Annotated in this window: 20 protein-coding genes, 3 tRNA genes and 1 other RNA gene; 14 read left to right on the top strand and 10 right to left on the bottom strand. The window is 47.4% G+C overall.

Annotation, left to right across the window (positions count from 1 at the left end; all coding sequences use genetic code 11):
* Positions 1 to 38: 38 nt before the first annotated feature.
* From HUN05_05020 to HUN05_05010, 3 genes are all read right to left on the bottom strand, one after another.
* Positions 39 to 944, bottom strand: coding sequence for a LysR family transcriptional regulator (locus HUN05_05020; GenBank protein ID WDP87932.1), 906 nt, complete (start codon positions 942 to 944; stop codon positions 39 to 41).
* 97 nt (positions 945 to 1041) lie between these two features.
* Positions 1042 to 1860 (bottom strand): SDR family oxidoreductase, encoded by an 819-nt coding sequence (locus tag HUN05_05015; protein ID WDP84586.1) that lies wholly within the window; start codon positions 1858 to 1860, stop codon positions 1042 to 1044.
* Positions 1861 to 1862: 2 nt separating this feature from the next.
* A complete protein-coding gene (locus tag HUN05_05010) occupies positions 1863 to 2603 on the bottom strand; it encodes a YkgJ family cysteine cluster protein (GenBank protein ID WDP84585.1) in 741 nt (246 codons plus the stop codon).
* A 431-nt stretch (positions 2604 to 3034) separates the two neighbouring features.
* Here HUN05_05010 and aprB point away from each other — a divergent pair, with 431 nt between their 5' ends.
* The 7 genes from aprB to HUN05_04975 all read left to right on the top strand — a co-directional run bounded on the left by aprB (position 3035) and on the right by HUN05_04975 (position 12839).
* Entirely contained in the window at positions 3035 to 3472 is a 438-nt protein-coding gene (gene aprB, locus HUN05_05005; protein ID WDP84584.1) for an adenylyl-sulfate reductase subunit beta, read from the top strand.
* 55 nt (positions 3473 to 3527) lie between these two features.
* Positions 3528 to 5489: an adenylyl-sulfate reductase subunit alpha gene (locus tag HUN05_05000; protein ID WDP84583.1), complete on the top strand. Its 1962-nt coding sequence runs from the start codon at positions 3528 to 3530 to the stop codon at positions 5487 to 5489.
* 260 nt (positions 5490 to 5749) lie between these two features.
* Entirely contained in the window at positions 5750 to 7021 is a 1272-nt protein-coding gene (locus HUN05_04995) for a CoB--CoM heterodisulfide reductase iron-sulfur subunit A family protein (GenBank protein ID WDP84582.1), read from the top strand.
* Positions 7022 to 7029: 8 nt separating this feature from the next.
* On the top strand, positions 7030 to 9366 hold the full coding sequence (locus tag HUN05_04990; GenBank protein WDP84581.1) for a hydrogenase iron-sulfur subunit: 2337 nt from the start codon (positions 7030 to 7032) through the stop codon (positions 9364 to 9366).
* Positions 9367 to 9402: 36 nt separating this feature from the next.
* Entirely contained in the window at positions 9403 to 10605 is a 1203-nt protein-coding gene (qmoC, locus tag HUN05_04985) for a quinone-interacting membrane-bound oxidoreductase complex subunit QmoC (protein WDP84580.1), read from the top strand.
* Positions 10606 to 10835: 230 nt separating this feature from the next.
* Positions 10836 to 11921, top strand: a complete 1086-nt coding sequence (gene leuB / locus HUN05_04980; GenBank protein WDP84579.1) for a 3-isopropylmalate dehydrogenase — start codon at positions 10836 to 10838, stop codon at positions 11919 to 11921.
* Between the two features lie 189 nt (positions 11922 to 12110).
* Positions 12111 to 12839 (top strand): IS110 family transposase, encoded by a 729-nt coding sequence (locus HUN05_04975; GenBank protein ID WDP84578.1) that lies wholly within the window; start codon positions 12111 to 12113, stop codon positions 12837 to 12839.
* A gap of 587 nt (positions 12840 to 13426) precedes the next feature.
* Here the strand turns inward: HUN05_04975 and HUN05_04970 are convergent.
* Positions 13427 to 13504 (bottom strand) — tRNA-Asp (locus HUN05_04970).
* A 14-nt stretch (positions 13505 to 13518) separates the two neighbouring features.
* A tRNA-Val gene (locus HUN05_04965) sits at positions 13519 to 13594 on the bottom strand.
* Positions 13595 to 13888: 294 nt separating this feature from the next.
* On the opposite strand from HUN05_04965, the gene rho reads away from it, so the two are divergent.
* Positions 13889 to 14962, top strand: coding sequence for a transcription termination factor Rho (gene rho / locus HUN05_04960; protein ID WDP84577.1), 1074 nt, complete (start codon positions 13889 to 13891; stop codon positions 14960 to 14962).
* Positions 14963 to 15024: 62 nt separating this feature from the next.
* Here rho and lon read toward each other — a convergent pair whose 3' ends face one another.
* Genes lon through tig form a run of 4 tightly spaced genes read right to left on the bottom strand, consistent with a single transcriptional unit; the run spans position 15025 to position 20682 of the window.
* Positions 15025 to 17376 (bottom strand): endopeptidase La, encoded by a 2352-nt coding sequence (gene lon / locus HUN05_04955; protein WDP84576.1) that lies wholly within the window; start codon positions 17374 to 17376, stop codon positions 15025 to 15027.
* A 17-nt stretch (positions 17377 to 17393) separates the two neighbouring features.
* The gene (gene clpX / locus HUN05_04950) at positions 17394 to 18653 is read right to left on the bottom strand and encodes an ATP-dependent Clp protease ATP-binding subunit ClpX (GenBank protein WDP84575.1); all 1260 of its coding nucleotides are present in this window, start codon (positions 18651 to 18653) and stop codon (positions 17394 to 17396) included.
* A gap of 3 nt (positions 18654 to 18656) precedes the next feature.
* Positions 18657 to 19301, bottom strand: coding sequence for an ATP-dependent Clp endopeptidase proteolytic subunit ClpP (clpP, locus tag HUN05_04945; GenBank protein ID WDP84574.1), 645 nt, complete (start codon positions 19299 to 19301; stop codon positions 18657 to 18659).
* 31 nt (positions 19302 to 19332) lie between these two features.
* On the bottom strand, positions 19333 to 20682 hold the full coding sequence (tig, locus tag HUN05_04940; GenBank protein ID WDP84573.1) for a trigger factor: 1350 nt from the start codon (positions 20680 to 20682) through the stop codon (positions 19333 to 19335).
* Between the two features lie 154 nt (positions 20683 to 20836).
* Here tig and HUN05_04935 point away from each other — a divergent pair, with 154 nt between their 5' ends.
* The 3 genes from HUN05_04935 (at position 20837) to HUN05_04925 (ending at position 22285) form a co-directional block, all read left to right on the top strand.
* On the top strand, positions 20837 to 21520 hold the full coding sequence (locus HUN05_04935; GenBank protein ID WDP84572.1) for an N-acetylmuramoyl-L-alanine amidase: 684 nt from the start codon (positions 20837 to 20839) through the stop codon (positions 21518 to 21520).
* A 54-nt stretch (positions 21521 to 21574) separates the two neighbouring features.
* Positions 21575 to 21651, top strand: a tRNA-Pro gene (locus HUN05_04930).
* Positions 21652 to 21823: 172 nt separating this feature from the next.
* Complete coding sequence (locus tag HUN05_04925; protein WDP84571.1) at positions 21824 to 22285, top strand: hypothetical protein; 462 nt, start codon at positions 21824 to 21826, stop codon at positions 22283 to 22285.
* Positions 22286 to 22708: 423 nt separating this feature from the next.
* Here HUN05_04925 and HUN05_04920 read toward each other — a convergent pair whose 3' ends face one another.
* Positions 22709 to 23017 (bottom strand): STAS domain-containing protein, encoded by a 309-nt coding sequence (locus HUN05_04920; protein WDP84570.1) that lies wholly within the window; start codon positions 23015 to 23017, stop codon positions 22709 to 22711.
* Positions 23018 to 23207: 190 nt separating this feature from the next.
* On the opposite strand from HUN05_04920, the gene ffs reads away from it, so the two are divergent.
* The 3 genes from ffs to dnaK all read left to right on the top strand — a co-directional run bounded on the left by ffs (position 23208) and on the right by dnaK (position 26002).
* Positions 23208 to 23304, top strand: an RNA gene (gene ffs, locus HUN05_04915) — signal recognition particle sRNA small type.
* Positions 23305 to 23464: 160 nt separating this feature from the next.
* Positions 23465 to 24067 carry a nucleotide exchange factor GrpE gene (gene grpE / locus HUN05_04910; protein ID WDP87931.1) on the top strand — a complete coding sequence of 201 codons (603 nt, stop codon included), beginning with the start codon at positions 23465 to 23467 and terminating at the stop codon, positions 24065 to 24067.
* A gap of 21 nt (positions 24068 to 24088) precedes the next feature.
* Positions 24089 to 26002 (top strand): molecular chaperone DnaK, encoded by a 1914-nt coding sequence (gene dnaK, locus HUN05_04905; protein WDP84569.1) that lies wholly within the window; start codon positions 24089 to 24091, stop codon positions 26000 to 26002.
* Positions 26003 to 26010 lie beyond the last annotated feature (8 nt).

Here is a 26010-nt window from a genome sequence, read left to right as displayed (position 1 = left end):
CGACCATGACGCCCCAACGTTGGGGATCCCTGACCCGCCTAATGAATATGTGTCTGACTTTCGTATACAGCCTTGTACCGTTCTTTTGTATAAAAGAGAAAGGCCTGGAGCACAGAACTGAAATACTTATTTTTATGCCAGATGGTATAAAAAGACCGGGTGAACTTGAAATCCCTTATCTTTAGACGAAACAATTGGCCGGCACTTAATTCGTTCATAACCGATATTCTGGAAAGACAGCTGACAGCCCCCTTATTCCTCAGGACTGATTTCACCGCCTCTGTGTGACCCACCTCTAAAAAAGGCCTAAACCGCTTTTTATACTTTTCCATATAATGAAGAAAAACCTCACGGGTTCCCGACCCTTCTTCCCTGAGTATCCATCGCTTGGACAAAAGTTCGTCCAGATTGTACTCTTCGTCCCTGACCAGATCCCTATCCCCGGTAACCACATAAAGCTCATCCAGCCCCAGAACCTTGCGCTCGATCTCAGTGCTTGCATAGTCAGCTTCCACAAAACCGATATCCACATCTCCGTCTTCGATGAGTCTTCCGATTTCTTCGGTATTCCCTGTGATTTTTTCCAGCCGAACCCCGCCGTACTGCTCGGCAAACTCATAGATGATCTGGGGCAGAATATAATTGGCAATGGAAGAACTGGCACCGATCTTGATATCTCCGAGCAGATCCTGATCCCTGAACATCATTTCACTTTCCCGAAGACCAAAGACCAGAGGGTCAACCATTCTGTAAAAATACCGGCCGTTCTCATTGATCACCAGCCGTTTATGAATCCGGTCAAACAAAGGCTTGCCCAGGGTCTCCTCAAGGGCCTTGATAGCCATGGACACTGCAGATTGGGTCAATCCGTAATCCTTTGCGACCTGGCTCAGATGGGGGGCTTTTACCAGGGCAAGAAACAATTCAAGCTGCCGTAATGTCACCAAATGATCTCCTTATTATATACTGTCAAACCAAAATGACAGACAATCTTTATCCTTCAAAAAAATTGATATCCCCGTGACATTTTTCTCCCAGATTTTAGACAATACCCTGGGGCATGGGGAGCACAGGTTCACCGGCCAGCACAAAGCCGCCGTCCAGCCTCAGCACACTTCCGGTCATATAAGGCGCCTCTTTAATGATAAAATTAATGGCCTTGACCACATCTTCCACCGTGCCGGTACGACCTACCAGGGTATGCCGGACAAGGGATTGTTTCTCCTCATCAGTGAGCACCTCTTTCCACCCCCGGGTACCCTGGGCATGACGGGTTTCAAACAGACCCAGCATGAGTTCATTCACCCGGACATTGGGCGCCCCCATCCTGGCCCAGATTTCGGTAAAAGAAGACACCGCCCTGTTGGCTGCGGCATAGCCGTCGTTAAAGACCAGAGCGGCAGGCCCGGTCCTGCCTACAATCCCTGCAACGGAAGACAGATTGATGACCACAGCCTCTTTTGAGGTCTTGAGCAGCGGCAGCATGGATTCAAAGACCCAGCGCTTGGCCTTGAGGGTGGTTTCCATTTCCAGGTCCCACTGGTCTTCCACATAGGCACCGTGGACCGTGGGCCACCCGCCCCGCTCAATATTGTTGATCAATATATCAAGGCTGCCGTATTTTTTTTTAATAAATTCAGCAAGGGCCTCAACCGCCTGGGGGCTGCGAAGGTCTGCCTTGCAAATAGAATACTCCGCCCCTGAGTCGGAAAAGGATTTTTCCATGGCCTCGTATGCCTCTTCCCAGTCATGGCGGGTGAGAACAAGACGGCAGCCCTGGTCTGCCAGGGCCAGGCCAATGCCTTTACCTATCCCTTTGACCGCCCCGAGAACCAGGGCTGTTTTCCCTTGGATTTTCATATTCAGATATCCAGATCCCGGCCAAACAATTGGTATTTTACCCAGGCCATCCCAAAGTCCAAAAGGGACAAATCATCTATTTTAATTTTTTCCATCAGGCCCGGATCAATAGATATATCCTTGAGCAGATCCCGATTAAAAATGGCCTCCCTGAATTCATCCAAATCGTAGAGGGCCATGTAAACAATATCAGACTCCGCCCCTTCCAGCTCACCCGGGATGATCTGATTCTTTAAACTGATCAGTTCGATCAGCTTATCATTTTCGCGGTTGTGTTCGGCCACCTTCTGCCCCTCAAGCCACTGACCGACGCTGGGGCCGGCCTCGGGTTCTACCTCCCCCTTGCAATGGTCCTCTTCAATCAAGGCATAATACTCATGGATCACCCCCGTATTCCGATCCCGGGAAATGGCCCGGGCCAGAGGATACAGTCGGCACGAACCCGGTCGGTCCTCATACACCGTGCATCCGCTTTCAGAGACAAAAGGGCAGGTGTGCCCCGTGGCCGGGTTCGGTTTGAACCCCACAACCGGCAGCCCGGTTCCAGGACCGTTGTGCCGGGTGGTGTAATTACGTAAAAAGGCCTGGGAACTCATGCCCAATGCGTTTTTCATCCGCAGAATATCATAGGGACTCAAGGCCTGGTTCAAATCCCTGCAGCACTCGTTAAAGCAGGAATTTTCAGAGCTGCAATTAAACCCCATGGGATCACCCAATGCCACAGGGATCATATCTTCTTTCATTTGTTTTCCTTATCAATATGATTGCACTTCAAAAGTGTTTATGAAATACCGCTTAACTATCAGGAAACAACCCTTTTTTCCAGATGATTTTATAAAGGACAAATTCACAATATATGGTGGCATCCTTTTGGGGAGTTAATATATATTGTCAGCAATGAAAATCATCAATAATATTGAATAAATTGATAAATTCTTTTTTTTAAATTTTCTTGACAAAAACCTTGGGAGGGTGCTATTTTCATAACATTTATGCGGAGCAAATGACGGGTTTTATCAGTAAAAACCAGACTGATAATAACACAAAAAAAGGCTCCGAAACAGCGGATTAACAGGCCAGCCGGAGAGTTCCGGTCTGGTCGACTATGTTGATATGAATAGTAGCACAACGGTATTGTGCAATTTGATTAACTTTATTTATGGAGGTATTTTAAATGCCATCTTTTGTAATCACAGAAAAATGTGACGGCTGCAAAGGCGGGGACAAAACAGCATGTATGTACATCTGCCCCAATGACCTGATGGTTCTTGATCCCAACGAAATGAAAGCATACAACCAGGAACCGGATCAGTGCTGGGAATGCTATTCCTGCGTTAAAATCTGTCCTTCCCAGGCTATCGAATGCAGAGGTTACTCTGACTTCGTACCCATGGGAGGTTCTACTGTTCCCATGATGGGTACCGAAGACATCATGTGGACCTGTAAGTTCAGAAACGGTGTTGTAAAACGCTTCAAATTCCCCATCAGAACAACTGCTGAAGGCGAAGCAAATTCCTATGACGATCTTAAGGGCAAAGACCTGAATTCCGGTCTTCTTTCTACCCAGGAAGCTGATGGTTTTGAACTGAAAACTCCCAGTGAGTTGGTATAAGGTTCACAATCAAACCATTTAATTCTGATACTTATAATATTTTTGGAGGTATATAATGGCATTACCTAACAAACCTGTTGGAGAGCTTAAAGCTACAAGAGAGCCAGAGGTTGATAAAAGAGACGTTGACGTTCTGATCATTGGTGGCGGTATGGCTGCCTGCGGAACCGCATTTGAAATTAAAAAATGGGCTTCCGATGATACAAAGATCCTTCTTTGTGACAAAGCTGCTCTTGAAAGATCCGGCGCTGTAGCCCAGGGTCTGTCTGCGATCAACACTTACATTGGTGAGAACAAGATCGAAGATTACGTCCGCATGGTCCGTAATGACCTTATGGGTATTGTTCGTGAAGACTTGATCTATGACCTGGGTCGTCACGTTGATGATTCCGTAGATCTGTTCGAAGAATGGGGACTTCCCATCTGGAAAAAAACCGAAGACAACAAAAACCTCGACGGTAAAAAAGGCCAGAAACTGGGTACCCTCAAAGAAGGCGCTACTCCCGTACGTACTGGTAAATGGCAGATCATGATCAACGGCGAATCTTACAAAAGAATTGTTGCTGAAGCCGGTAAAAAAGCCCTTGGCGAAGAAAACATTCTTGAAAGATGCTTTATTGTTGAAATCCTCAACGACAAAGACGATCCCAAAAGAGTTGCCGGCGCCGTTGGTTTCTCCGTACGTGAAAACAAAGTTTACATCATCAATGCCAAGGTTATCATGTGTGCCTGCGGTGGCGCGGTAAATATCTATCAGCCCCGTTCCGTTGGTGAGGGAAAAGGTCGTGCCTGGTATCCTGTATGGAATGCTGGTTCCACTTACACCATGGCTTTGAGAGCCGGTGCTGAACTTTCCATGATGGAAAACCGTTTCACCCCTGCCCGTTTTAAAGATGGTTACGGCCCTGTTGGCGCTTGGTTCCTTCTTTTCAAAGCCCAGACCCAGAACGGTCTTGGTGAGAACTATGCTGCTTCCGACGAAGCCAAAGCAGAGCTTGAAAAATATGCTCCTTACGGAACTGCTGCTGTTACTCCGACTTGCCTGAGAAACCATCTCATGATGAAAGAGTATAAAGAAGGCCGCGGTCCCATCATCATGAAAACTTCCGACGCCCTGAAAAAATTGGGCGAAACAATGAGCAAGAAAGAACTCAAACATCTTGAGTCTGAAGCTTGGGAAGATTTCCTTGACATGTCTGTTGGTCAGGCAGGCCTCTGGTGCGCAACCAATACTGAGCCTGAGAAAAAAGACTCTGAGATTATGCCCACCGAACCGTACCTGCTGGGTTCTCACTCAGGTTGCTGCGGTATCTGGTGCTCCGGTCCCGAAGAAGACTGGGTACCTGACAGCTACAAATGGGGTTACAACAGAATGACTACTGCCCGCGGTCTTTTCACTGCTGGCGATGGTGTTGGTTGCTCCGGTCATAAATTCTCCTCAGGATCCCATGCTGAAGGCCGTATCATTGCCAAGTCCATGCTCCAGTATCTGGCAGCTGAAGGTGACAAGGTTGTGGGTTTTGCAGAGACTGATCAGGAATTGATCGACATGGTTTACAAACCGGTTTTCAACTACCTTGACAACTGTGACTACACCACTGCCACAGATGTTAACCCGAAATACTGCAAACCTGCCGGCATGGCAATGCGCCTGATGAAGATGACCAATGAGTATGGTGCTGGTACTGCAACTTACTACATGACCAATGGCAAATCCCTTGAAATCCTCATGGACCTGTTTGAAATGTTCCGTGAAGACCTTGAGCTGATTGCTGCTGGTGACTTGCATGAACTGATGAGAGCATGGGAAATTATCCATCGTCTCTACACTGTTCAGGCTCATACCCGTCACATCCAGTTCCGTGAAGAATCCAGATATCCTGGTTTCTACTACAGAGGTGACTTCATGGGTCAGAATGACGAAGAATGGTTCTGCTTTGTTAACTCTTCTTATGACAAGAAGACCAACGAGTGGACTCTGAAAAAAGAACCCTACGTGAAAATCATCGCCGACTAGTGCGGATAGAAGATTTTAACCTTAGGGTTGCTTGATATTAACCTCCAGGTGCTGGTTCACCAGCGCCTGGGGGTTTTTTCAGATTATGCCGAAACCGGCGTCGCCCCTGTCTCCTTTTTTGTAAGACTGTCAACCAAGGGTTGCTGTTTTACGAATAAGGAGAGAGGATGCCGGAGACCTGAAAAATTTTGATCAGGTATGGCATTAAACGATAATTACAAACCCAAAATGATATAACTTAGAATGCACGGAGGGACAGCATGACAACAGAAAATTCAGCCCCGGTAAGTGGAAGCATCATGGTGGTTGGTGGTGGAATCAGCGGCCTGACAACGGCCCTGGAAGCTGCTGAAGTGGGGTATGAGGTCTTCCTGGTGGAAAAGGAAGCATCCCTTGGCGGAAGAGTTACCCAGCTTAAACACTACTTCCCCAAACTTTGCCCGCCCACTTGCGGCCTTGAAATCAATTACAGACGGCTCAAAGAAAATAAAAACATTAAAGTCTTCACCATGTCTGAGGTTCAGAGCGTGGAAGGATCTGCAGGCGACTATACGGTAACCCTTAAGACCGCCCCAAGATTTGTGAATGACAACTGCACCTGCTGCGGTGAATGCGCCAAAGTATGCGAAACTGAGATTTCAAATGAGTTCAACTTTGGCATGGACAAAAGAAAAGCCGCCTATCTGCCCCACAACATGGCTTTTCCCCAGCGCTATGTCATGGATCCGGCCATGAGCACGGATGACCGCGACCGGGTAAAAGAGGCCTGTAAATACGACGCCATTGACTTTGACATGGAAGAGAAAACCGTTGATCTCAAGGTTGGCGCCGTGGTTTTCAACACCGGATGGCAGCCCTATGACGCCACCCGCATCGACAATCTAGGATTTGGACGTTACCAGAACATCGTAACCAATATGATGCTCGAACGCCTTGCCTCAAGCAACGGCCCCACAGAGGGCAAAATTGTACGCCCCTCGGATGAAAAAGCACCTGAGACCATCGCCTTTGCACAATGCGCAGGATCCCGGGATGAAAACCATCTTCCCTATTGCTCCTATATCTGCTGTATGGCATCTCTCAAACATGCCACCTATATCAGAGAGCAGTATCCGGAAGCCAAAATCTACATCTATTATATTGACCTTAGAACTCCCGGCAGAAAATACGAAAACTTTTATGCCAAACTCAAAGCGGATGAAAACATCTTCTTTGTCAAAGGTAAAGTGGCCGAGGTCAGCGAAGAGGCAGGAACAGGCAACATCAATCTGGTTGCCGAAGATACCATTACCGGTGAAAAAGTCAGACAGACCGTGGACATGCTGGTACTTGCCACTGGCATGCAGCCCACCTGTGCCATTGACAAACCCAATGCAGACCTGAAATTCAACGAAGACGGTTTCATTGTAAATGACTTTTCCAAAGGCGGCCTGTTCGCAGCAGGGTGTGCCAATAAACCTGCCGACGTTGTGACATCTAACCAGAATGCAACCGGCATGGCCCTTAAAGCCATTCAGACCCTTAGGAGGTAAATCAGACCATGGATAAAAAATACGGCGTATATATCTGCACAGGCTGTGGAATCGGAGATGCCCTCGATATGGAGGCTCTGGTTGATGTCCCCGAAGAAGAGGGAACCAATTGCACCACCCATCCCTTCCTGTGCTCCAAAGAAGGCCAGGCACTCATCCAGAAAGATATTGATGAGGGTAAAGTCAACTCCTTAGTCATTGGAGCCTGTTCCAGAAGGGTTAACCATGACACCTTCAACTTCCCCGGTTGCATCGTTGAAAGGGTAAACCTTAGAGAGGGGGTTGTATGGCCCCACTCAAGAGAGACCTACCCGGCATTGACCGAAGACCAGAAGGATGATGAAGAGCATTTTGACCAGGTCCAGATGAAGGCGGAAGACTATATCAAAATGGGCATGATCCGTGTTGAGAAAGTCAACCTTCCCGAAGCCTACAAAACAGAATCTTTTTCCAAAAAAATTCTGGTTCTGGGCGGTGGTGTAACCGGTATGGGCGCAGCTCTCGATGCAGTTAAGGCCGGATACGAAGTCACCATTGTTGAAAAAACGGCGGCCCTTGGCGGTTATGCGGCCAAACTGCGCAGCCAGATGCCTGTGGCAGAGCCCTTTGAGACCCTTCAGGCACCGGTGGTTGATGGGATGATTCAGGAAATCCAGGCTAGTTCCAACATCGACGTCAGAACCAATTGTGAAGTGGCCCGTATTGCAGGACAGCCCGGTGAATTCACCGTCTCTTTTAAAACTCCTGGCGAAAAAATCCCCTTTGACGTCCCCTTTCCCCTGCCCGAAGAAGAGCTGGTGGATGAGAACGGGAAAGAACTGGATGCAGACGCTGCCCATGAAAAATATTTAAAATTCAACGAAGGCCGGGAAGATATCCTTCAGATGGATCCCGACGGCGAGCTCTACGGAGCAGTTGTCCTTGCAGCCGGATGGCGTCCTGACGTATTGGAAGGTGAAGCCTTTGAGCACCTGTCTCTTGACAACCCCGACGTTGTCACCAACGACCAGTTTGAAGCCATTGCCGCCAAAGGCAAAATTGTCAGACCCTCTGACGGCAAAGAAGCCAAAAGCGTTGTCTTTATACAGTCTCCGGGCAAAGATGAAGATGATTCCGATTTTGAGTACACAGGTTCGGTCACCTCCCAGGTGGCCTTAAAACAGGCCCGCTACGTCAGAGAAGACTATGCTGACGGTAAATCCTATGTGATTTATCAGCACATGAGAACCCCGGGTCTCCAGGAATACTTTTACAAAAGCATGCAGCAGGAAGACGGCATTTTCATGACCAAGGGCGCGGTTACCGAGGTTACGGCCCAGGGCAACGGCCTTGCCGTCACTGCCACCAATACCCTTTTAGGAGACAATTTGGCTCTCCAAGCTGACATGGTCGTTGTTGCCGGCGGTATGGTTCCGGTGACCAAGGATGATCCCATCATCAACCTGGCCTATCGCCAGGGACCGGGTTTCCGTGACAATGATATCTTTGGCCAGTATGCAGACTCCAACTATATCTGCTTTCCCTATGAAACCCAGAGAACCGGCATTTATGCCGCAGGCACCATCCGCCGGGCCATGACCATTGAAGAGTCCATTGAAGATGCCACAGGCGCCGCTCTCAAGGCAATCCAATGTATTGAAAGCGCCAACCGCGGCATGGCTGTTCACCCCCGGTCCGGCGACATGACCTACCCGGACTTTTTCTTCCAGAGATGTACCCAATGCAAGAGATGTACGGTTGAGTGTCCCTTTGGCGCTCTGGATGATGATGAAAGAGGCACTCCCAAGGCCAACCCGACCAGATGCCGCCGCTGCGGAACCTGCATGGGTGCCTGTCCTGAACGTATCATCTCCTTTGCCGATTACTCCATTGACTCTATCGGGTCCCAGGTTAAAGCCATCGGCGTTCCCAGTGAAGACGACTATGATGAGCCGCCCCTGCGCTTTTTGGCCCTGGTCTGCGAAAATGATGCATTACCGGCCCTCGATATGGTGGGCATGAACCGCCAGGATTACTCTCCTGACGTCCGCTTCATCCCGGTCCGCTGTCTGGGTTCTGTGAACACCATCTGGATCAAAGACGCCCTGGCCCAGGGCATGGACGGTGTTATCCTCATCGGGTGCAAACATGGTGACGACTACCAGTGTCACTTTATCAAAGGCTCCGAGCTGGCCGAAGTCCGGGTTAAAAAGATCGGGGATGCCCTTTCTTCCCTGGCCCTTGAAGAAGAGCGTGTAGCCTTTGCAGAAGTTGCCATAGATGAATATGACAAACTGCCTCAGATCATCAACGACTTTGTTGAAGAGGTTGACGCCCTTGGTCCCAACCCGTTCAAAGGATTCTAATAGCGGTATATCAAACTTATATGGAGGTACCATAGTATGAGTGCTAAATATCTAGCTCAACCAGATCTCGGGTTTATTGCCGAAGTAAGAGGTCTTGGTGGAGAAACCCTGAAAAAATGTTACCAATGCGCAACCTGTTCCGTTGCCTGTCCCATTGCCCCTGAAGACAGCCCTTTTCCCAGAAAAGAGATGATTGCTGCATCCTGGGGACTTAAAGACAAGCTGATCTGCAGCGGTGACATCTGGCTTTGCCATCAGTGCGGGGATTGTTCAGACCTGTGCCCCAGGGGTGCTGCCCCGGGGGATGTATTGTCTGCTGTCCGCTCTGTTGCCATTACCGAGTATGCCACACCCAAGGTCTTGGCCAAAGCTATCAATGACCCCAAAAAACTGCCCTTCCTTATTGGAATCCCGGCCATCTGGTTTGCCGTTCTGGCATTTATCACCATGAACTTCGGCGACACCATGACCAAGATATTCAATGTTTTGTTCGGGGATGCCCTTGGCGGCCGCCTTCACTGGGCACACACCCACGAGGGTGCCCATGTCATTTCCCATGGCGACTTTTTCTCAACCTGGTTTGTGGATCTGACCATGATCCCCACGGCCACCTTTGCCGTCGTTGTCTTTTTGCTGGCCTTAAAACGGTTTATCACCGATATTCACAACAATGCCGTTCAGGAAGGCAAGACCGACAAGACCTCCCTGGATTATAAAGAATTGTTCCAGGCACTTTTAAGGGTGATCCCCACGGTTCTCAAGCACGACAAGTTCAACCAATGCGAGACCAATAAAGACAGAGCAACTCCCCATATGATGGTGCTTTATTCTTTTATCGGACTTTTCATTGTAACTGCGGTCTGCGGCACCATGCTCTATCTTGGCGGATACCCCGGTCCCTATCCCCAGCTCAATCCCATCAAATGGCTGGCCAATATTTCAGGGGTGGCCCTTGTGATCGGTTCGGGCATGATGATCAAAAACCGACTGGCCAACAAAGAGCAACTCACCGCTTATAAAGACTGGTTTATCCTTGGGGTTGTTTTTGCCCTTGGCCTTACCGGCATGCTAGCAGAAATGACCCGTCTGGCGCATATGCAATGGGTTTCCTACGGTTTTTACTACCTGCATCTCATTGCCATTTTCAACTTGTTTGCATTTTTACCTTTTTCAAAAATGGCCCATATAGTCTACCGATTAGTAGCCATGGCCTATGCTGAATATGGAAACCGCAAATAAACCAGTTTAACACGGTTTAGATTAACAAAAGAGGGGGCTGATTTTTTCAGCCCCCTTTTTTTATTTAAAAAAATTCCCCACCGCAGGCCCGGCATTTGAACATGACTGGGCCCAGATCAATCCAGTATAGATTAATTTAATTTATTTTAAATAAACAAAACTATTGCATAAAATACAATTTCCGTTATGATATTACCCCATCACACTTAAGCTATGAGGAGACTGGAAATTTGAACAAAATCGCTGTATTACCCGGAGACGGTATCGGCCCTGAGGTTATGGAACAGGCTGTCAAAGTGCTAGACACGGCAGGTAAAATCCACGGGTTTGACCTGGAATATGAATTTGCCGATATTGGCGGTGCTGCCATCGACAATCACGGTAAAGCCCTGCCCGAGTCAACCCTTTTGCTCTGTGAACATAGCGATGCCATTCTTTTTGGCTCTGTGGGCGGACCCAAATGGGAAGACCTGCCGCCTGAGGAACAGCCTGAAAGAGGCGCCCTTCTCCCCCTAAGAAAACATTTTGGGCTGTATTGCAACCTGAGGCCGGCAAAGGTTTTCCCCCCCCTGGCCTCTGCCTCTCCGTTAAAGCCTGAGATCGTTAAAAACGGGTTTGATATCCTGTGTATGCGGGAGCTGACCGGTGGTATTTACTTTGGGGAACCCAAGGGAAGAACCGGAGAGGGTAAAGACGAAACCGCCTTTGACACCATGGTCTATTCCCGGTTTGAAATTGAACGAATCGCCCGCATGGCCTTTGAAGCGGCCAGAAAAAGACAAAAGCGTGTCACCTCTGTTGACAAGGCCAATGTTCTTTTTTCAATGGTTTTGTGGCGGGAAACGGTCACAGAGGTTGCCAAAGACTATCCCGACGTCACCTTAAACCATATTTACGTAGACAATGCGACCATGCAGCTGGTCCGGGACCCTCATCAATTTGACGTTCTGCTCTGCGGCAACATGTTTGGAGACATTATTTCAGATGAATGTGCCATGATTACAGGTTCCATGGGGCTACTTGCCTCGGCCAGCCTTAATGAGCATAATTTCGGCCTTTACGAGCCTGCAGGAGGCTCTGCCCCGGACATTGCCGGCAAAGGAATTGCCAACCCCATTGCCCAAATCCTATCCGGTGCCATGATGCTCAAGTACACCTTAGGCCACACACAGGCTGCCGATGCCATTGAGGCAGCCATATCCAAGGTGCTGGACAAAGGGGTGTTTACAGCAGACCTGACAATTCAAAAAGAAAGGGCCGTAAACACATCCCAGATGGGTGACGCCATTGTAGAAGAACTCAAATCCATGGCCTGAGACAGGCTGACAACATTTATATTTTTAACCAAGACCCTGGGTTGCATTAAAACCAGGGTCTTTTTTTTAGAAAAAACGCCTTTTAAAAGAAGAATAGACATAATGGCTGACAGTTGAAACACGACCTGCCTCAAAGTATAAAAGTTTTAAGCAAATAAGAACTTTTAACAACCAAGGAGGCAGGTCGTGATGAAAACTATAAAATATGTTGGTCTTGATGTCCACAAAGATACGATCCATGCTGCAATAGCAGAGGAAGGAAGAAAAAGTCCGGCTATGTCATACGGTAATATCCATAACACACCTTTGAGCATCGATAAGTTGATTCGGAAACTCAAGTCCAGTGGGCATGAGTTAAATGTGGTCTATGAAGCCGGCCCAACAGGTTATGGAATATATCGCCAACTGAAGGCTCAAAATATTGAATGCGCTGTGATAGCGCCATCTTTAATCCCCCAAAAGAGTGGAGACATGGTAAAAACAGATCGGCGGGACGCAATGAATCTGGCACGACTACATCGGTCGGGTGATTTGACACAGATACATGTTCCGAATGAAGAAGATGAAGCCATCCGTGATTTGAGCAGGGCAAGAGAAGATGCCAGGATTTGTGCAAAAAAAACAAAGCAGCGGTTAAATTCCTTCCTGCTTCGCAATAATAAAATTTATTCTGGAAAAACCAGATGGAATAAAACACACTTGGCCTGGTTGTCAGAGGTGCCAATGAAACACCCGACGCAACAAGTGGCTCTTCAAGAATATATCGATACTTTGAAGGAAACACTTCAACGAATTGACCGGTTAACAAATCAAATAGTGGCAGTAGTGGAGCATTGGCGCCTGAGACCTGTTGTAAAAGCGATTCAGAGTTTAAGAGGCGTATCCATGATCGTAGCCGTAACCACATTAGCAGCTTAGAAATGGAAAAACATAGATCAATGCATTGCAAAGGCGCGGTCACGGTTATGGGAGAATCCTCGTTCGGGTTATGAATAATGCAGTTCATAAACATCCGGCAATAGACTGAGGCAGCCCCCGACGAACGTAAGTCATGCGGTACCCAACCCGCGAATATCAGCGTGATCAGCCGTCGAATCAATGATCCGGCCTTTGCAATGATTGATGATTACACCCACATTTTTTTTGGAGCAGGGATTGATATTTTTTATTGACAGATGTCAGCCATATCAGCCCGCATATTTCACAAAGCGGTTTTGCCTTAGCTGCAAGGCACAGACCGAGAAGCCGTAGTCCTTTACTGCGAGCGGACAATAACCCAGCAGATGAGGTAAAACGCTTTGCCCGGAGGGTGAGGTTTTGTGTAATGGAAAATGAATTAAAAAAAAGATATAACCAATTGTAATAATATAGCTTTTTGGCAAAAAACTTAAAATTCATGGAATATTCGGGATAGGCTGTTTTTGACAGACCATTTTGTGGGCGCCATGTCTGGCGTACCCCAAAAAAAAAAGGTTTCCAGCTATTGCTGAAAACCTTTTATATTATGGCGGGAGTGACGAGACTCGAACTCGCGGCCTCTTGCGTGACAGGCAAGCGTTCTAACCAAACTGAACTACACCCCCGTGTGTCACATTTTTGGTGGGCGATGCAGGGCTTGAACCTGCGACTTCAACCTTGTAAGGGTTGCACTCTCCCAACTGAGTTAATCGCCCAAAAACAGAAGGGATTATAGCAACAATAAAAATTTGTGTCAAGCAAAAATTCAATATAAAATAATTTTTTATTCCTAAATAATTTCCCCTCTAAACTTTAGGCAGATCCTTGCATGTAAATACAATTAATGATATATTAATTGGCGAGAAACAAATAATAAAAACATCCGATAAATTTTAATGCAAGTCATTTCTTTTTTCTCTTCTTGGATACAAATTACCACACAAGGGAATAGCAGATCATGATCCTTGCTTTATCGATTTGCCAACACCTCATTGTTTTAGGAGTTAACGATGGAACCAGTTCAGGGATACCTGGAAATCATGGACAAAGGGTTCGGTTTTTTAAGAAATATTGAAGAGAATTTCCAACCCCGGCCTGAGAACACCTACGTCCCCAACAGCCTTATCCGAAAGTTGAACCTCAGAGAGGGTAGTTTCATTGAAGGATTTGGCGAAAAAAAAGGGCCTAGGAATTTAAATCTTGCCCTGATTCGCATCGAAACCATAAATCATCTTCCCTTTGATGAATTTTTAAACACCCCCATGTTACAGGAGCAGATCAGCGTTAACCCCTATGAACGGTATCGCCTAGAACAGGACGATGAAGACATTACCGGAAAAGCCCTTGACATGATCGTTCCCATTGGCATGGGCCAAAGAGGATTGATCATTGCACCCCCCAAATCCGGCAAAACAACCATTTTAAGACATATGGCCAACTCGGTGGTGGCAAACCATCCAGATGCCAAAGTCTTTGTTCTATTGGTGGATGAACGTCCCGAGGAGGTCACCGATTTCCAGAGGGGGCTTGTGGATGCCAATGTACTTTACTCTTCTGCCGACCAGCAAATCGGCCAGCATATGAGAATGACCCGTCTGGCTATGCATACGGCCATGAGATGTGCCGAAATCGGACAGGATGCCGTGGTATTCATCGATTCTTTAACCCGAATGACCCGCGCCTTTAATATTGATACCGACAGCCACGGTAAAACCATGAGCGGTGGGCTGGGTGCCAATGCCATGGAATTTCCCAGAAAGATATTCGGGGCCGCCAGAAAGCTTGAAAACGGGGGGTCCCTGACCATTATTGCCACCATTCTCGTGGAAACCGGCTCCCGGATGGACGATGTTATTTTTCAAGAGTTCAAGGGAACAGGCAACATGGATCTCTACCTGTCAAGGGAGTGTGCGGAACAAAGGGTCTGGCCGGCCATAAATATTAACAAATCCGGCACCCGAAAAGAAGACCTGCTCATGGACAAAGAAGAATACGACTATATCGTGGGGATGCGGCGGGCCATTGCGACCAGAGATGAGGTCACGGCCATGTCTGAATTTTTGAGAATTATAGAAGATAATTAATTTCAGCCAGGCAAAAAAAAGGCCTCCCGATCAATCAGGAGGCCTTTTTTGTATTTATGTTCTCACTCGACCAGGGCATGTTCAAGGACCTGGGCCATATCATCCACATAAACAATTTCCATCTGTTTTAGGATGGCCCTGGGCACTTCCCTGACATCTTTTCTATTTTCCTCACACACAATCACGGTTTTGATTCCGTTTGCATGGGCAGCAAGCAGCTTTTCCTTTAACCCGCCAATAGGCAAGACCCGACCGCGCAGGGTAATCTCACCGGTCATGGCCACTGTCCTACTCACCGGCTTTTCCGTAAGAATGGAAACCACGGCCGTACACATGGCAATGCCGGCCGAAGGCCCGTCCTTGGGAATGGCCCCTTCGGGCACATGAATATGGATATCCGTGTCCTTGTAAAATCCCTCTCGGATATTAAGCTCGCTGCTTCTGGACCGAACATAGGAAACAGCGGCCTGACTGCTTTCCTTCATCACATCCCCAAGCTTCCCTGTGACCATCACCCGGCCCTTGCCCGGCATGGTCACCGCTTCAATGGTAAGCAATTCGCCGCCGGCCTGGGTCCAGGCAAGACCTGTGACAATACCGGATTTATCCTCTTTTTCCAGGGCAGAATCCCTAAATTTGGGCTGCCCCAGATATTTGAGCACCATGGTGGTGGTCACCTGGCGTTTTTTACGGGTATCGGTCCGGACAATCTGGGTGGCAATTTTCCTTAAAACAGACGAAATCTCCCGCTCCAGATTCCTCACCCCTGCCTCTTTTGTATACTGCTTGATAATGGCGTGGACCGCATTTTTGGAAAAAACCGCATCATTCTCGTCAAGGCCGTTTTGTTCCAATTGCTTTGGAATCAGGTATCCTTTGGCAATTTTTTCTTTTTCATACCGGGTATACCCTGGAATCTGGATGATTTCCATCCTGTCTCTCAGGGGCGCCGGAATATCAAACAGGGTGTTGGCCGTGGTGATAAATAAAATTTCAGACAGATCATAATCCACTTCCAGATAATGATCGTTAAAATTTTTATTCTGCTCGGGATCCAGAGCTTCGAGCAAGGCTGAAGAGGGGTCTCCCCTAAAATCACTGGTCATCTTGTCAATTTCGTCCAGACAGAACACCGGATTATTAAACCCGACCTTTTTAAGGGTCTGAATAATCTTTCCGGGCATGGCCCCGACATAGGTTCGTCTATGGCCCCGGATTTCAGCCTCGTCCCGGACCCCGCCAAGCGAAATCCTGGCAAAGGACCGGCCTGTTGCAGAGGCCACAGACCGGGCAAGGGAGGTTTTCCCCACCCCTGGAGGCCCCACCAGACAGAGAATCGGTCCTTTTATTTTTTTTACCAGAATCTGTACGGCCAAATACTCCAAGATTCGTTCCTTGGGTTTTTTAAGCCCGTAATGATCCCGGTCCAAAATTGCTTCCGCTTTTTTTAAATCGGTTTTTTCACGTTTTTTCCGATACCAGGGCAGGGCCGTCAGCCAATCAATATAATTGCGGACAACCGTGGCCTCCGAGGACATGGGAGACATCATCTTAAGTTTGTCCAGCTCCCTTCTGACCACGCCGGCAGCATCCCTGGGCATCCGCTTGCTGCGTATCTTCTTTTCAAGATCAGCGAATTCCCCGGGATCTCCATCCTCACCCATCTCCTTTTGGATGGCCCGCATCTGCTCGTTGAGATAATGCTTTTTCTGCAGTTTTTCCATCTGGGCCTTGACCCGGCCCTTGATTTTCTGGGACATGGAAAAAACTTCAGTCTCTTTTTGGATAAGCTTGAGCAGAATAAAAAACCGCTCTTCCAAATCCACGCATTCCAATATTTTCTGTTTGTCAGCCACCTTTAACGGCAGCTGAGACGCAATGGTGTCCGCATACCGGGACTGATCATCCACCAAGGCATCAAGGCCTTTGAAAAAACTTTTGGACACCACACCCGAGAGGGTTGAATAATAATTAAAGGCTTCAAACACCGTACGAACGGCAGCTTCACATGTTGCCTCTCCCATGATTGTTTCAGCCAGGCCCATATACTCTACGGTCTGAAACCCGGATTCCTCAGTCATTTTGACAATGCGTCCCCGCTCACACCCCTCGACCAAAGCCTTGACCGTCCCGTCCGGAAGACGGAGCAATTGGGTAATTTTTGCTTCGGTCCCCACCTGGAAAATATCCTGAATATTGGGCTTTAACACCTCAGGATCTTTCTGGGTGGTGAGAAAAATCTTTTTATCCCCGGCCATGGCCTGGGACAAGGCCTTGATGGACTTTTCCCGGCCCACAAACACAGAGGTGGTGACAAAGGGAAACAACACCATATCCCGCAACGGCACCAAAGGAAGGATGCGTTTCTCCCCTTCGCTGCCGTCCGGGTTAAAAAATTTTGAAATTTTGATCATTGGCGAAAACTTTCGGTTTAGGCCTGCTTTTTTGGCTGTTCATACAAGAGTATGGGGTCTTCATTCTTCAAGACCACTTCTTCACCGACCACACATTCGACCACATCTTTTTTGGAGGGAATTTCATACATGATATCCAGCATGGTCTCTTCCATGATGGCACGCAATCCCCGGGCACCGGATTTTCTGGCCACCGCTTCTTTTGCCATGGCTTCAAGGGCCTCGTCCGTATACTGAAGATCCACCCCTTCAACCTGAAACAGCTGCTGGTATTGTTTAACCAGGGCGTTCTTGGGTTCGGTTAGAATCTTAACAAGAGAACTTTCATTGAGTTCACCAATGGAAGTAATCACGGGCAAACGACCCAAAAATTCGGGGATCAAACCAAATTTGATCAAATCTTCAGGCTTGACCTGGCCCAACAAGGCGCCGATGTTAATATCTTTTTTATCGGCAATCTTGGCACCAAACCCCATGGTTTTCTGGGTCAGCCGTCTTTCAACCACTTTTTCAAGACCTGTAAAGGTCCCCCCGCAGATAAAAAGGATATTTGAGGTATCCACCTTAACATAATCCTGCTGGGGGTGTTTTCTTCCCCCCTTGGGCGGAATACTGGCGATGGTTCCCTCAATGATTTTCAACAGGGCCTGCTGCACCCCCTCCCCTGAGACATCACGGGTAATTGAAGGGTTATCTCCCCTCTGGGAGATCTTATCAATTTCATCAATGTAAATGATCCCCTTCTGGGCCTTTTCAATATCGTAATCTGCATTCTGGACCAGGGAAAGAACAATATTTTCAACATCCTCTCCAACATAGCCAGCCTCGGTCAGGGCCGTGGCATCTGCAATGGCAAAGGGCACGGCCAAAAACCTTGCCAAAGTCTGGGCAAGAAGGGTCTTGCCGCAGCCTGTAGGACCGATGATCAGAATATTGCTCTTTTGGATCTCAACATCATCCTTGGATTTTTCCAAATGGGATGCCAGACGCTTGTAATGATTATAAACCGCTACGGACAACACCTTTTTAGCGCGGTCCTGCTCAATGACGTAGGAATCAAGTTTTTCCTTGATCTGCTTGGGCACCATAAATTCTTTTGTGCCTTCAGATTCCGCTGCCTGTTCTTTTTCTTCATCTTCAATGATCTCACCGCAAAGCTTGATGCACTCATTGCAGATGTAGACACTTGGCCCGGCGATCAGCTTTTTGACTTCCTTCTGGTTTTTACCGCAAAAAGAACAGAAAAACTGATCATTGTTATCATCTTTTTTGGCCATATCTTAGGACTCCTTTGAAGCCTCCTGGTCAGACGCTTGTTCCAATTCGCTTCTGTCAGCCACCACCCGGTCCACAATACCGTATTCCATGGCTTCGGCACCGGACATAAAATAATCACGATCCGTGTCTTCAGCTACTTTTTTAATATCCTGTCCCGTATGCGTGGACATAATCTCGTTCAGGGTATCTTTCATTCTCAAAATTTCATTGGCCTGGATCTGAATATCCGTGGCCTGGCCCTGGGCACCACCCAAGGGCTGGTGAATCATTATTCTGGAATTGGGAAGGGCAAACCGTTTGCCCCCGGTCCCTGCAGCCAGGAGCAAGGCTCCCATACTGGCGGCTTGGCCGATACAGACAGTGGCCACATCCGGTTTGATATACTGGATGGTATCGTAAATAGCCATACCTGCCGTTACCACCCCTCCCGGGGAATTAATATAAAAACTGATATCCTTTTCAGGATCTTCAGACTCTAAAAATAAAAGTTGGGCCACGATGAGATTGGCAATTTCATTATCAATGGCTGACCCCAGGAAAATAATCCTGTCTTTTAGAAGCCGAGAATAGATATCATAGGCACGTTCACCCCTGTTGCTCTGTTCAACAACCATAGGAATAAGAGGCACGATTAAACTCCTTGTCATTATCTTTTTGTATTATCCGCAAGCGGAAGAATTATGATTCTTCAGTGTCGCTTTCTTCATCTGCTTTTGTTGCCGCCGGTGCAGCTTCAGGTTCGACTTCAACAACACTGCCTTTTTCTATTATAAGATCAACCGCCTTTTTTTCAAGTTGGGTATGCTTATAATATTCAAGTTGTTTGGGATCCATATTAAAATAATTTTTAACCGCATCCTTTGAAGCGTTCATGCCCTGGGCCATTTCCTCGAAACTTGCATCCAGCTCTTCCTCAGTCATTTCCAGGTTTTCCTGGGTAATGAGTTTATCCAGGATCAGGTGACGCCGGGCCTGTTTTTCAGCCACATCCCTGTACTGGGTTTTCATCCCCTCTTTGGTCAGGCCGATCTCTTCCAAGCTGGTGTTATTCTGGGCATAGGCCTGCTCTGTTTCGGCAATAATGCCGTTGAGCTCTCCTTCGATCATGGCCTCAGGCACCTCAAACTCAATTTTGCCCAGCAATGCCTGAAAAATCTGCTCGCTCATCTCATGCTTGACCCGCTGCTCAATCCCCTTTTCAAGATTCTCCCGGATGGAATCTTTAACCTGATCAAGGGACTCAAATTTACCCAATCCTTTGACCAAATCATCATTGGCCTCGGGCAAAATTTCTTCCTGAATTTCTTTGAGAGTCACCTTATATTCTATGGTCCTGCCTTTGAGGTTCTCATCGTTAAAATCATCGGCATAAACCACTTCAATTTCCAAATCCTGAACAGGAATAGCCCCAATGAGTTTTTCTGAAAATTCCTTGGGCAGGGCACCCTGGTTGATCCCCATGACATAATTTTCAACTTTGGGCGTATGCTCAAACGCTTCCTTGTTTAAAAATCCTTCATAATCAATGAGAACAAAATCCGTATCTTTAACCGGACGCTCTTCGGTTACAGGTTCTTTTTTGGCCATGGTTTTCTGAATCATATAGATCTGGCTGTCGATTTCAGCATCAGAAACTTCATACTTGGTCTTTTTCAGCTCAAGCCCTTGGAACTCAACATCTGGCAATTCCGGTTTGACTTCAATGGTCATATCAAAAACATAATCAGCATCAGGATTCAGCTCAGGGGGATCTATCTTAGGTCCGCCCACCACGTTGAGTTCATGTTCCTGGATGGCTTCGATAAAAACCTCCTGAATCAATCGGGGGGCCAGATCGGCATGAACCTCTGCTGCAAATCGGTTCTCAAGCACTTTTCTTGGAATTTTACCTTTTCTGAACCCTTTAATGTCAGCGCTCTTTTTTAATTCATTATAGGCCTTATTGAGTTCTTTGGTCACTTTTTCCTTGGGGATTTCAAAGGAAAGCACCTTTTTAATACTGCTTTTGTCTTCGATTTTTACCGGCATGATTCTGTCCTGTTGTCTTCAATTAAATTCGTGTTCTAAACAAACACGGCTTCAAAAAATTAAAAAAATATGCCATAACTATTATATGGTATGGCATAAACACTTTACACAAAGTCTACTAAAATAACGCTTCTATATAAAGGTGTCAAGCAAATTGCCCAAAGAAAGAAACTGGATTATCCTCATTATACTGGTCCTAACCATGGTTTCCTGGACCCCGGCCCCCGCCGCAACCATCATGACCCGCCAGACCCTCATCGCTCTGGACCCGGGTCATGGTGAAACGGATACAGGACTCATTTCAAGAGCCGGAATTCAAGAAAACCAGATCACACTCGAACTGGCCGACATGATTGCAGCAGAGCTGTCAGAAGGTTTTCAGATCAGACTGACCCGCCCCCCGGAACAATCCGGCCCTGCCGAAAAAAAATCCCCCGAACAAAGGGCTGCCTTTGCCAATCAAAACAGGGCCAATCTTTTTGTCAGCCTTCATCTGCACCGTGAAAAACCCGGCCAAGCCTTTATCTTTTATTACGGACTGGCAATCCCTTCAGAGGCAAACCAATGGCAGACCCAGCCCCTTGAATCCCAATCTGCCTCCAAACGCATGGCAGAGAACACGGCCCGGCATTTCAAAAAATTGACCCATGTCCGTACCCTTGTCTGCCAGGCTCCGGTCATTGCCCTGGAAGGAACGCTCATGCCCGGCATAATGATTGAACCTTTTTCCCTGACCCAGGTCCCCAGATCAGAACAGGCAAAAAAAAAGTTTTTACAGCCCTATGCCCGGACCATTGCCCGAGCCATTGAGGGACAATTTATCAACACCCAAAATTGACCTTGATATTTCATACCCTCAATGATATAAATCTTTTTTGTTTTTATGATGGAACGGGGCGTAGCGCAGCCTGGTAGCGCGCCTGCTTTGGGAGCAGGATGTCGGAGGTTCGAATCCTCTCGCCCCGACCATTATGAACAAAGAGGCCCCTTTCTAGGGTGGACCCCTTAAACTTCAGGATACCACTTCCCGTCAAATCCATTTGCAATAATCAAAAACCTATCCTATAACCTAAATTATATAGGGACGATGTAATACACTAAACTAAAGAATTACGGAATTTAATAAACACGGATACTTGCCATGGTTTTTTTTACATCCATCATCATCGTTGTCATTCTTTACTTTCTCCAGGCGGACGGCATGCTCTATGTTACCGTGATCGCCCTTGTGGCCGAACTGATCAATATCCTTTTAACCCATACCTTGACCCAATCGGTTGAAAAAAAGATAACAGCGAAGTACAGCCGGACCATTCAGGGGTATCTGAACAAAATCAAGGCCGGCAAAAAAACCATAAGTGAATTGGAACACCTGCAGGAAGAGGCTGCAGGAAAACTTTACAAGGCCAACAGCAAAATCAAAGAACTGGAACAGCAGCTTGAGACATTCTCTGAAAAAACACCGGATGCCGCCTCTCCAGAACCGGAGGAGACCCCAAAAGAACCCCAGAAAACCAAGCCCGAGGGTATAAAGGAACCGACAAAAACAATTGAGGATCATTTGCCGGACGGTTCAAAAAGAAACCCATCTCCGGCCCCATAAACCCCAAGGATACCCGGATCAATGATACCGGTCAATGGCTTAGGGTAATTATGACCCGGGGTAATTATCGCTTGACTTTAATCTTTACGATCTGTCCGTTCTTGTTCATATAGGCAATCCCATGGACAAGGGATTGCCTGGACTGAGAATCCACAATCTCTACTTTTTTTTCGTACACAACCGTGGTATCAATTTTTTTTCAGGCAGAATACGGGGCTTGTCCTCCCCTGGATACATGCCCTGCTTTGGCGCTGCCTTCTTGGAAAGCACACCTTGTTCAGAAATAGCCTGCCGCGCATCGTTCCGTTCTGCAACCAGGCCCGACAATCCGGAATACTAATCCTTTTCATTGTCACAGCCGACAATCCCTACGGCAGATATAACGGCCAATATAAAAACTGCCCTGAGTATCAAAACAAAAGCCTATTCAACGCCTTGGACTGTAAAACGACGATTGAGGCGCATGGTGGTAAACAAACCAAAAACATCCTTTGTCACATTGATGACCTTGAGCTGCCGGTCTGCCTGGCTCAGGGTATTATGGGAGGCGATAATCACGCCGATTCCTACTGAATCGACCATGTCCGCACCCTCAAGGTCAATGACAACCATCCCTTTGGAGGCGTTAATGGCTGAAAGTAGTTCGCCTTTAAACGTTTCAGCCATTGAGGCAACGACATCTGTACCTGGCTTTATAATGGTCTGATCCCCGTCATTTACTATTTCACTCATTAGACTCTCCTGTGTTTGCTCATCTGTTGAAATGGGATATTTTATATATTATCCCAAAAATTGGTTTTGTTCAAATACTAAATTCTTAAGTGTTTGCATGAAAATCTTCCCTTTAAATTAGACTTGAATTAAATTTAAAAAACACGTATATATTGTGTTCCCCGGCTGTGTCGGTCGGGCGGATAATTCTGATCGGTCGCCTCGTAACAGACGGCCATGAACCTCGTCAGGTCCGGAAGGAAGCAGCGATAAGTGATCCCTTCTGTGTCGTGGATCGATCCCGGTCACGCAATTATCCGTCCGACCGGCACAGCCGGTTCTTCTTGATTCATCCCCCTAGTATTTTTTATATCTTGACATGGCTTCAAACAGACTTATTTTTCAGCCATAATTTATCATATTTAATGACTAAACTCTTAATAGTTAGGGATTTTGGAGCGAAACAAATTGGTACTCAAAGAAAATAAGAGACAAAAAGAGACAGAAAAAAAGGCCTCTTCCCCCAAAAAAGCCTCAACGGAAAACGAGCAAAAAAATTCTGATACGGGAAAAAACGACAAAAAATCAAAAGGAATTAAAGAGCTAAAGGAATTGCTGGCCTCGGAAAAGGACAAAAACCTGAGACTATCAGCAGAATTTGAAAACTTTAAAAAACGCAAACAAAGAGAAATCGATGATTTCAAAAAATTTGCCAATGAAACGGTTTTCAAACAATTTCTCTCTGTGGTGGACAACCTGGAACGGGCAATCACCTCTGCAGAAAAAGAATCTGATGATGCAAGCCTTCTTGAAGGCGTAAAGCTGACGCTCAAGGAAATCCTCAAGCTTTTTGCCACCTTTAATGTGACCCCTGTAGAAGCTCAGGATCAACCCTTTGATCCCAACTTCCACCAGGCCGTCACCCAGCAGGAAACCGATGAAGTTCCCGATAATACCGTGGTTAGTGTATTACAAAAGGGATATCTTCTCCATGACAGGCTCATCAGACCGGCCATGGTCGTTGTTTCAAAAAGAGTTGAAAAAGAGACAGAAAAAAACACAGAAAAATAAAGATATCTTGGAGGGTATGTTATGGGTAAAATTATTGGAATCGACTTAGGAACAACCAACTCATGCGTTGCAGTCATGGAGACCGGCGGTGAGGCAACCATCATCACCAATGCAGAAGGCGGCAGAACCACCCCGTCCATTGTGGCCGTCAGTGAAAACGGAGAACGGATCGTGGGCCAGACTGCCAAACGTCAGGCTGTCACCAATCCTGAAAATACCGTATTCGGCGTAAAACGGCTTGTGGGAAGAAAATTCAACTCAAAGGAAGTCCAGGATGATATTCCCAACCTTCCCTATAAAATTGAAGGGGCCAGCAACGGGGATACCCGAATTAACCTTCGCGGCAAACAGCACAGCCCGGCTGAAATTTCTTCCTTTATCCTGGCCAACATCAAAAAAACGGCTGAGGATTATCTAGGAGAGCCTGTTACAGAGGCGGTCATTACCGTACCCGCCTATTTTAATGACAGCCAGAGGCAGGCCACCAAAGATGCCGGTAAAATCGCCGGTCTTGAAGTCAAACGGATCATCAATGAACCCACAGCCGCATCCCTGGCCTATGGCCTGGATAAAAAAGGTGAAGAAAAAATTGCCGTATTTGACCTTGGCGGAGGAACCTTTGATGTCTCTGTCCTTGAAATCGGAGATGGGGTATTTGAAGTTAAGTCCACCTCAGGCGACACCCATCTCGGGGGCGAGGACTTTGACTTGAGAATCATTGATTTCATGGCAGATGAGTTCAAAAAAGACCAGGGCATTGATGTAAGAGCCGATAAAATGGCACTTCAGCGTCTCAAAGAGGCGGCAGAAAAAGCCAAAATGGAGCTTTCCACAGCCACGGAAACAACTATCAACCTGCCCTTTATCACGGCAGATGCTTCCGGCCCCAAACATCTGGATGTCAAACTGACCCGGGCCAAGCTTGAATCCCTGGTTGCAGACCTTCTGGACAATCTGGAAAAGCCTTGCCGTACCGCCATCAAAGAGGCCAATCTCGGCGCAGGCGGTGTGGATGAAGTGGTTCTGGTCGGCGGAATGACACGGATGCCGGCAGTCCAAGCGCGGGTGGAAAAAATATTTGGTAAAAAACCCCACAAAGGGGTAAACCCCGATGAGGTGGTTGCCATGGGTGCAGCGGTTCAGGCCGGTGTTCTCCAGGGGGATGTCAATGATGTCCTGCTGCTGGATGTCACCCCTCTTTCCCTGGGTATTGAAACCCTGGGCGGCGTCATGACCAAACTCATTGACAAAAACACCACCATCCCCACCAAAAAAAGCCAGGTCTTTTCCACGGCGGCCGACAACCAGCCGGCCGTATCCATCCACGTGCTTCAGGGTGAAAGGGAAATGTCCTCAGACAATAAGACCCTGGGACAATTTGAACTGTCTGACATTCCGCCCGCACCCCGGGGAGTTCCCCAGATCGAGGTTTCCTTTGACATTGACGCCAACGGTATTGTCCATGTTGCCGCCAAAGACAAGGCCACAGGCAAAGAACAGTCTATCCAGATTACGGCGGCTTCCGGCCTGAGCGACGATGAGATCGACAAAATGGTCAAGGATGCTGAAATGCATGCTGAAGAAGACAAACAGAAACGTGAGCTTGTGGACACCAAAAACCAGGCAGAAGCCCTGGTGGACCAGACTGAAAAAACCCTGAAAGAACACGGGGACAAAGTTGACGAAGAGACCAAAAAAGGGATTGAAGCGGCTGCCGAAGCCCTGAAACAGGCCAAAGACTCAGACAATCTCGATGAGATCAAGGCCAAGATCGAAGCCTTGTCCCAGGCCTCCCACAAACTGGCCGAAGTCATGTACCAGCAGGCATCCCAGGACAATCCAGGAGCTGGTGGCGCCGAAGCTGCCGATGCCGCTCCCAGTGATGACGAAGATGTGGTGGATGCCGACTTTGAAGAGGTTAAAAAAGATAAATAAACCCGGGG

The sequence above is a fragment of the Desulfobacter sp. genome, from assembly GCA_028768545.1.
In the GTDB taxonomy this organism is placed as follows: Bacteria; Desulfobacterota; Desulfobacteria; order Desulfobacterales; family Desulfobacteraceae; genus Desulfobacter.
The sequence above is the reverse complement of the archived record's forward strand: the minus strand, read 5'-3'. Positions and strand labels throughout refer to the sequence as shown.

Excerpts from the sequence above, each read along its gene's own strand:
- clpP (WDP84574.1), bottom strand. The coding sequence starts at position 19,301 with ATGACAAGGAGTTTAATCGTGCCTCTTATTCCTATGGTTGTTGAACAG.
- HUN05_04995 (WDP84582.1), top strand. The coding sequence starts at position 5,750 with ATGACAACAGAAAATTCAGCCCCGGTAAGTGGAAGCATCATGGTGGTT.
- HUN05_05010 (WDP84585.1), bottom strand. The coding sequence starts at position 2,603 with ATGAAAGAAGATATGATCCCTGTGGCATTGGGTGATCCCATGGGGTTT.
- HUN05_04920 (WDP84570.1), bottom strand. The coding sequence starts at position 23,017 with ATGAGTGAAATAGTAAATGACGGGGATCAGACCATTATAAAGCCAGGT.
- HUN05_04975 (WDP84578.1), top strand. The coding sequence starts at position 12,111 with ATGAAAACTATAAAATATGTTGGTCTTGATGTCCACAAAGATACGATC.
- HUN05_05015 (WDP84586.1), bottom strand. The coding sequence starts at position 1,860 with ATGAAAATCCAAGGGAAAACAGCCCTGGTTCTCGGGGCGGTCAAAGGG.
- HUN05_04925 (WDP84571.1), top strand. The coding sequence starts at position 21,824 with ATGGTTTTTTTTACATCCATCATCATCGTTGTCATTCTTTACTTTCTC.
- HUN05_04990 (WDP84581.1), top strand. The coding sequence starts at position 7,030 with ATGGATAAAAAATACGGCGTATATATCTGCACAGGCTGTGGAATCGGA.
- lon (WDP84576.1), bottom strand. The coding sequence starts at position 17,376 with ATGATCAAAATTTCAAAATTTTTTAACCCGGACGGCAGCGAAGGGGAG.
- clpX (WDP84575.1), bottom strand. The coding sequence starts at position 18,653 with ATGGCCAAAAAAGATGATAACAATGATCAGTTTTTCTGTTCTTTTTGC.
- HUN05_05000 (WDP84583.1), top strand. The coding sequence starts at position 3,528 with ATGGCATTACCTAACAAACCTGTTGGAGAGCTTAAAGCTACAAGAGAG.
- tig (WDP84573.1), bottom strand. The coding sequence starts at position 20,682 with ATGCCGGTAAAAATCGAAGACAAAAGCAGTATTAAAAAGGTGCTTTCC.
- aprB (WDP84584.1), top strand. The coding sequence starts at position 3,035 with ATGCCATCTTTTGTAATCACAGAAAAATGTGACGGCTGCAAAGGCGGG.
- dnaK (WDP84569.1), top strand. The coding sequence starts at position 24,089 with ATGGGTAAAATTATTGGAATCGACTTAGGAACAACCAACTCATGCGTT.
- qmoC (WDP84580.1), top strand. The coding sequence starts at position 9,403 with ATGAGTGCTAAATATCTAGCTCAACCAGATCTCGGGTTTATTGCCGAA.
- rho (WDP84577.1), top strand. The coding sequence starts at position 13,889 with ATGGAACCAGTTCAGGGATACCTGGAAATCATGGACAAAGGGTTCGGT.